The 6,803-nt window shown below is 63.3% G+C and carries 4 protein-coding genes; 2 read left to right on the top strand and 2 right to left on the bottom strand.

All coding sequences use genetic code 11. The annotated features are described in order from the left end of the window. Positions 1-184: 184 nt before the first annotated feature. Together WG78_RS19040 and WG78_RS19035 are read right to left on the bottom strand one after the other, a co-directional pair. Positions 185-1,279, bottom strand: a complete 1,095-nt coding sequence (locus tag WG78_RS19040; protein ID WP_053939428.1) for a hypothetical protein — start codon at positions 1,277-1,279, stop codon at positions 185-187. Between the two features lie 143 nt (positions 1,280-1,422). Further along, positions 1,423-4,251, bottom strand: coding sequence for a DUF1631 family protein (locus WG78_RS19035; RefSeq protein ID WP_053939427.1), 2,829 nt, complete (start codon positions 4,249-4,251; stop codon positions 1,423-1,425). Positions 4,252-4,765: 514 nt separating this feature from the next. Between WG78_RS19035 and WG78_RS19030 the strand changes: the two genes are divergently transcribed. Together WG78_RS19030 and WG78_RS19025 are read left to right on the top strand one after the other, a co-directional pair. Further along, positions 4,766-5,584, top strand: a complete 819-nt coding sequence (locus WG78_RS19030; protein WP_053939426.1) for a siderophore-interacting protein — start codon at positions 4,766-4,768, stop codon at positions 5,582-5,584. A gap of 179 nt (positions 5,585-5,763) precedes the next feature. Further along, the gene (locus WG78_RS19025; RefSeq protein ID WP_053939425.1) at positions 5,764-6,795 is read left to right on the top strand and encodes a threonine aldolase family protein; all 1,032 of its coding nucleotides are present in this window, start codon (positions 5,764-5,766) and stop codon (positions 6,793-6,795) included. Positions 6,796-6,803 lie beyond the last annotated feature (8 nt).

Genomic DNA, 6,803 nt, shown 5'->3' with positions numbered 1-6,803 from the left:
TGGCGCTGGGTGGCGAGATAGGGTGGGTCAAGACCCACCAGCCAGAGTGGTATGCCACGCCCGCAGTCTGTGGCAATGGCTTTGAATGGTGGGTCTCGACCCACCATATGCGGCAGCCGCGTTGGTGGCGAGAAAGGGTGGGACTCGGCGTCCCCGTCTTTACCCACTCCATGCCGCAGCGTGGTTATCCGAAGTTAAGCGAGCTCATCAGCGAAGTCAGGGGTACGGTCAGTGCGCTGGCCGTGCCGCCGATGCCGCCGATGCCGCCCAAGGTGCCGGTTGTGCCGCTGTTGCCCGTCATGTTCTTGACGATCTTGTCCACGTCTTTCATCGCCGCTTCGGCCGATTGCATGTCTTTGCTGGGCTGGCCGCGTAGATGCAGTTTGACCAGCGCCATCAGTTCTTTCAGGCTGCCCGCCACTTTGCGGATCAAGTCGGCGTCGGCGGCCGCTTGCGGATCAGGCTTGGCGCCCGTGCCGGGGTTGACGTTGACGCTGGGTTTGCTGGCGCTGCCGGTCGATTTATCAGCGGTTTTAGCGCCGCTTGCGTCGGTGCTCTTACCCGTGGCGTCGCTCGATTTACCGCTGGCGGCGCTGCTGGTTTGATCGGCGCTGCTGGCGGCGGTGGCGGCTTGTTCGGCGGCAGCTACGGCCGCTTGCGCATCCGCCGCGCTGCCGGCATCGCCGCCATTGTCCGTGCCCGCGCTGTCGCTGCCGCTGGTATCCGCGCTGCTGCTGACCGCAGCCGCCACGCTTGCGCCAGCATCGGCACTGCTCTCGCCACTGCTATCGCCACTACTGGCCACCGGCATGATATGCATCTCGCCGCCACTGCTGCCGCCCGAGCCGGCACTCAGTTCGGCCGCTGCCGCCTTCACCTGCTGCGCCAACTGCTTGAGCAGCACGGCCATTGCCGTGGCCGCGCGCGGATTAAGCGCCACCGCAAAGCGTTTCATGCTGTCGATCTGTTCTTTAAGCTGCTTGAGCCGTTGGCGCGCCGCCGCCTTGCGCTGGTCGCTGCCGCTGCTCACCTGTTTCAGCATCGAAGTATTGTTTTTGCTGGAGACCGGCCGGTATGTCAGCGCGGTCATTAGATTGCGCATTTGCGAATTTAAAGACACCTGCGTGCTGGCGCTGGTTTGGGCATCCGTGGCGGTGCTCAGGTTGTTGGCGGCAGCGTTCGTATCGGCTTGTGTCTTTTTACTGGCTGTCTGGCTGGATGTGTCGGGCCCGGTCAGCGCCATGCGCTGCGCCAGTCCAAGGCTGGTGGCAGAGATCATCGTCTTTTCTTGTGCGGTTATCCGATGCCATTGTATCGGCATGTATCGCCCGAGCTTGATGCCGACTGTCCCCGCAAAATAAAAAAATGGCACGTTAAACACGCGCCATTTTTGGTGGTCGGAATTAAAACAGATGAGGGCGCTTAAGCCGCCAGTGGCAGCGGGGTCTGGTCCACCTTGTCGGCCGAATCCATCAACGCGGTGACGGCGCGTTCAAACAACGGTGCAGCCTCGATAAAGCGCGCGCGGCCGCTGTCGAGCAAACGGCGGAACAGCTTTACGCTGACCACGCTCGGCTTTTCATGGCCTTCCAGCGTCAGCACCAAGGTGGAGGCGCTGGTGCTGATCCAGTTAAGCCGCGCAATGGACGGCTTACCGTCCAGGTTTACTTCCACCATCACTCCGTTTTGCAGCCGGTTTTGCAGTTCGTCGCCGGGTGCGCTGGGCGCTGCAACCGCTTCGTCCGATTCTTGCGCCAGCACGTGGTCGATCAGGTCAAGTTCGATATCCAGTTCCTGGATCGCTTCGGCCAGATGCGCGCGGTCAAAGGCGGCGGCTTCTTCGTCGCGGCCTTCGCTCTCGGCGGGCGCATGTACAAAGCCGGCAAACGTTTCGCGCAACATATCCAGCGGCGGCACCGGCGCGGGCACGCTGGCGGCGGACAGCGCCAGCTTGTGCCGGTCAGCCAGCCAGCCGAGGAAGGCGGTCTGCTGTTCGCGCGTCAGCCCGCTTTCGGCCATGCCTTCGCGCAAGGTGGCCAGCATGCCGGGAATCATCCCCAGAAACTCTTTGCGTTCGCTCGGCAACACCTTGGGCGCAATGCTCCACACCAGATCGGGCACCAGTTCGCGATAACGATGCGCGCGCTCGGGCGAATTGCGGCCTGCGCGTTCCACCGCGTGCGACCACGCGTTGACCAGAAAATCATGGAACACCGTGTCCAGCCGGAACGCCGACAAGGCATCGCCCAGCTTGCCCGCGGTGCGCGCATACAGCAGCGTGTGGTTTTCCGAGCTTTCCACCGCCGCCACGGCGCGTTCCACGCGGGCATCGGCCGAGCGCAATTCGCGCGCAATAAACGCGTCGAATTCGTCCAGCATGCGCGTAAACAGCGCCAGGCCTTCAGATTTGTCGGCCAGCAAGGTTTCGATAATCTGGCGGATTTCGATACTGATGCGTTCGCCGCTGGGGTCCAGGCTGCGCAGGCCCAGCGAGATCGAGCCGATGCGGTTTACCAGCATGCGCGCCGGGTGGTGCGCCTGGGTAAAGAAGTCGGGGTCGAGCAGGGCGGTTTTCAGCACCAGAAACTGCAGGCGACCCAATTGCGCGCGCACTTCGGCCGGCACTTCGGTATCGCTCAGAATAAATTCGAACAGCATGGCGACGGTGTCGATCACCATCTGCTCGGTGCTGTCTTTGGCCACATCGGACAGCCGCGCGCGCGCTTCCATAATCAGGTTGCGCACACGGCCGTTTTCCATAATGCCGCTGGCGTCGGGCGTGGCGATGTACTGCAGTTCTTCCACCATGCCGGACAAGGGCGTGTGGATGACGGCGCTGCCGGTAAATTGCGTGGGTTCGAACGCGGCTTCGCGCTCGAAGCTGTCCGCGCCGCCATCAAAATGCAAGGGCTCGTCGGTGGCGCCGGGCGCGCCAAACGGGCTGGCCAGATCATCCGCGCTGCGCGGCGCCACTTTGCGCATGCCGCTAAACAGATGGCGCAAGGCATCGCTCACGCCACTGGCGCCGCTCAGCCAGCTTTTGCGCGCGGCCTCGCCCGCTGTGCCACCGGCCGCCGGGCTAGCGCCAAAGCCTTGCTGAGCCGAACCGCCCATGCCGCCGCCCAAGCCACCCGGCATACCGGTTGCGGGGCCAAAGCCCGCTTGTGGCATGCCACCCTGACCAAAGCCACCTTGCGGAAACGCGCCATGCGCAAACAACTGCGGCATGCCGCCCGGCAGACCTTGCGGCAGATTGGGTACGCTGCCGCCCACCGCCGCATCCGCCGCGCCGCCCGGCACATCGCCGCCGCCCGATACCGCACGCTGTACCGCTTGCAGCAACTGGTCGGTCGGGTCCGGCGAAAACGCATTCTGCAATCCGGCAAACGGGTTGCCCGCCTGCGCCATGGCTTGTGCAAATGGATTGCCCATCGCCTGCGCGCCCGCCATGGCGGCAAACGGATCGGCATGGCCGCCCGGCATTGCAAACGCCGGGTTGGGCTGCATGCCGGCAAACGGCGAATCCGCGTGCGCACCGCCGTCGTCATGCGCGCCAGCCTGCGGCATCTGACCCGGTATGCCGGCGGGGCGCGATTGCGCGGTGCGGCGAATCTTGAGCTGCAGATTGGTACCGATGCCTTCATCGGACAGCAACTGGTTGAGCCGTTCGTACACGCGATGCACGGAGGGCGTGAATTCTTCGGCCAGATAATCCGTCAGCACGGTGGCAGTGTCCGGGCCTTGGCCCAGCGCTTCGACCGCTTGCGAAATCGCGCGCGCAAACAGCCACGGCCGAAACGGATTTTCGCGTTCCTTGATGTCTTCCTGGCCAAACAGCACGGCCATGCGGATATTCAGATCGCGTAATTCTTGTTCGCTGGTATTGCGATACCGGCGCGTGACGGTGTCGACGCGCAGTTCTTCTTCTTGCGTGGAGGTATCAATCAGGCTGAGCGTGGTTTGTGCAAACGAATCGGCAAACGACGGTCGAAACGTGCTGTATGCCGTCTGGAAACTGCGGTTAACCAGCACTTCCATGCGATCACGCAACAACTGGCGCACCGGAATTTCGTTTTTTTGCAGCACATTGCGCGCTTCGTACAGCGTGTAGCGCTCGGCAGCGGTGAGCACACCGGTCTCGGTGGCGGCGGTCAGCCGCAGCAGGGTGGCAGGCGCGAGTAGTTCGGCGGCGTCGTTAAACGCGCCAATAAAGGTGGTTCTGGCCCGCGCCAGAATTTCGTTTTTATCCATTGCTCTCTTGTCCCTGCTGCATCGTGTGTGCGTTGCCGCACCTGCCGGATATCGGGGAATACCGCCGGTCTGTCAGATTCGAGCGATTGTAAGTAAATCGCGCAATTAAAGCGACCTTTGTGTGAAAGCACACAGGCCGCTTGTTGTATCTGTGATAACGCGATGCACGCGCGTTACGTACACGCCAATCCGCGCAAAGTGATAGCTGGCGCGGCTTGGCGCCGTGTAAGCCCATTCCGGCCGCAATCCGCTTGCTGACGCCGTTTGTCGGCCAAGCTGACGCAAGTAATGGGATAGCGCTGCGGCCACGGCAAGGCCCGGCGCGGATTGGGCTGCCCGTGGCCCGCATCGGCGCGCAGCGCTTCTATGCTTATGGCATGAAAGGAAATTGAGCCGATGCCGTTACGTTGGTCGCCGCAGGGCTTGTCGAGTTATATCTTATGACTGTATCGTACGATACGTTTGCTGGCAGTACAGACCGGCAAATCCCCTGTCACCTCGCCGGAGCTTTGCAATGACTCAAGCCACTACCCCCAGCACCCGCGCCGCCACCCGCGTGCGCCATAACCTTAAATTTCGTGTCGCCACCGTGCAGTACATCCAGCACATCGCGCCGCATATGCTGCGCGTGACGTTGGTCAGCCCTGATCTCAGCGATTTTGTCTCGGCCTCCTTTGATGACCACGTCAAAGTGTTCTTTCCCAATCCCGGCGAAACCACGCCCACGCTGCCGACATGGGGCGACAACGGCCCGGTGTGGCCGGAAGACAAACCGCGTCCGCCCGCGCGGGATTACACGCCGCGCCGTTATGACAATGCGGCCCATACGCTGACCATCGACTTTGCCTTGCACGGCGTTGGCCCGGCGGCGGAATGGGCGGCGCAGGCGCAAGTCGGCCAGGTGCTGGGCCTGGGTGGCCCGCGCGGCTCCATGGTGATTCCGCCGGATTACGAGTGGTATGTGCTGTTTGCCGATGAAACCGGCTTGCCCGCCGTAGGCCGCTTTCTGGAAGAAGCCGCGCCGGGCGCGCGCGCCATCGTCTTTGCCGAAGTGGGCACGCCCGCCGAGGAAATCGAACTGGCGCAGCGCCCGAATGTGCAAATCCACTGGCTGCATCGCCGCGCGGGCGTGCCGGGCAGTTTGTTGCTGCAGGCGGCACAACGGTTGGTGATCCCGGATGGCGATGGCTTCTTCTGGGCTGCCGGGGAATCCGCCTCCATCCAGAGTTTGCGCGGCACCTTGCTGGCGCATGGCGTGGACAAAAGCCGCATTCGCGCTTCGGCCTACTGGAAGCACGACGCCGTGGAGTACCACGCCAATCTGGAAGACTAAGCCCGCCGGGTAAAGGGAGGGCGCGGGCGAAATCCGCGCAGGGCGGGGTGGCGGTCAGCGCATCGGCCTGCCACCGCGTTGTAAGGGTTACGCCCGCTGGCTGCACGCCTGCGCGCTGCTAGAATGGCGGCTGGCCCACAAGGCCGTCGCCCCACCATCCGCCACCCCTGGATCCGCCCATGCTGCACACCGAATTTGCCAGCGATAACACCTCGGGCATCTGCCCCGAAGCGCTCAACTCCATCATCGAAGCCAATAGCGGCGTGATGGCCTCTTATGGCAACGACGACTGGACGCGCCGCGCTTGCGACGCCATCCGCGATCTGTTCGAAACCGATGCCGACGTGTTCTTTGTGTTTAACGGCACCGCCGCCAATTCGCTGGCGCTGGCGTCGTTATGCCAGAGCTATCACAGCATCGTCTGCCACAAGTTATCGCACGTCGAAACCGATGAATGCGGCGGGCCCGAATTCTTTTCCAACGGCACCAAACTGCTGCTGGCCGACGGCGCGGACGGCAAGCTTGATCTGGCCGACGTCGCCCGCGTGGTGGCGGCGCGCACCGACATCCATTACCCCAAACCGCGCGCGGTGACGATCACGCAATCCACCGAAGTGGGCACCGTGTACAGCCTGGCCGAAGTGCAAGCGCTGGGCGCCGCCTGCCGCGATATGGATCTGTCGTTTCATATGGATGGCGCGCGATTTGCCAACGCCGTGGCGCATCTGCAAGTCAGCCCGGCTGATCTGACCTGGCGCGCGGGCGTGGATGTGCTGTCGTTTGGCGGCACCAAGATGGGCATGCCGGTGGGCGAGGCGGTGGTGTTCTTTAACCACGATCTGGCGCAAGACTTTGCGTATCGCTGCAAGCAAGCCGGGCAACTGGCCAGCAAGATGCGCTTTCTGGCCGCGCCGTGGGTGGGCATGCTGCAAAACAACGCATGGCAAATCCGCGCCGCGCACGCCAATGCCATGGCCAGCCGCCTGGGCGCAGCGCTGAGCGCCATGCCCGGCGTGGCGTTAATGTTTCCGGTACAAGCCAACGCCGTCTTCGCCACGCTGCCCGAGACCACCGCCGCCACGCTGAAAGCGCGCGGCTGGTCGTTCTATAGCTTTATCGGCGCGGGCGGCGCGCGTTTTGTCTGTTCGTGGGCCACCACGGCCGAGCAGGTGGATGCGCTGGTGGCCGATATACGCCAGGCGCTGCCTTAAGCGCACAG

This window comes from Amantichitinum ursilacus (assembly GCF_001294205.1).
GTDB classification, from domain to species: domain Bacteria; phylum Pseudomonadota; class Gammaproteobacteria; order Burkholderiales; family Chitinibacteraceae; genus Amantichitinum; species Amantichitinum ursilacus.
The sequence above is the reverse complement of the archived record's forward strand: the minus strand, read 5'-3'. Positions and strand labels throughout refer to the sequence as shown.

Coding starts and splice junctions, on each gene's coding strand:
- WG78_RS19040 (WP_053939428.1), bottom strand. CDS start 1,279: ATGATCTCTGCCACCAGCCTTGGACTGGCGCAGCGCATGGCGCTGACC.
- WG78_RS19035 (WP_053939427.1), bottom strand. CDS start 4,251: ATGGATAAAAACGAAATTCTGGCGCGGGCCAGAACCACCTTTATTGGC.
- WG78_RS19030 (WP_053939426.1), top strand. CDS start 4,766: ATGACTCAAGCCACTACCCCCAGCACCCGCGCCGCCACCCGCGTGCGC.
- WG78_RS19025 (WP_053939425.1), top strand. CDS start 5,764: ATGCTGCACACCGAATTTGCCAGCGATAACACCTCGGGCATCTGCCCC.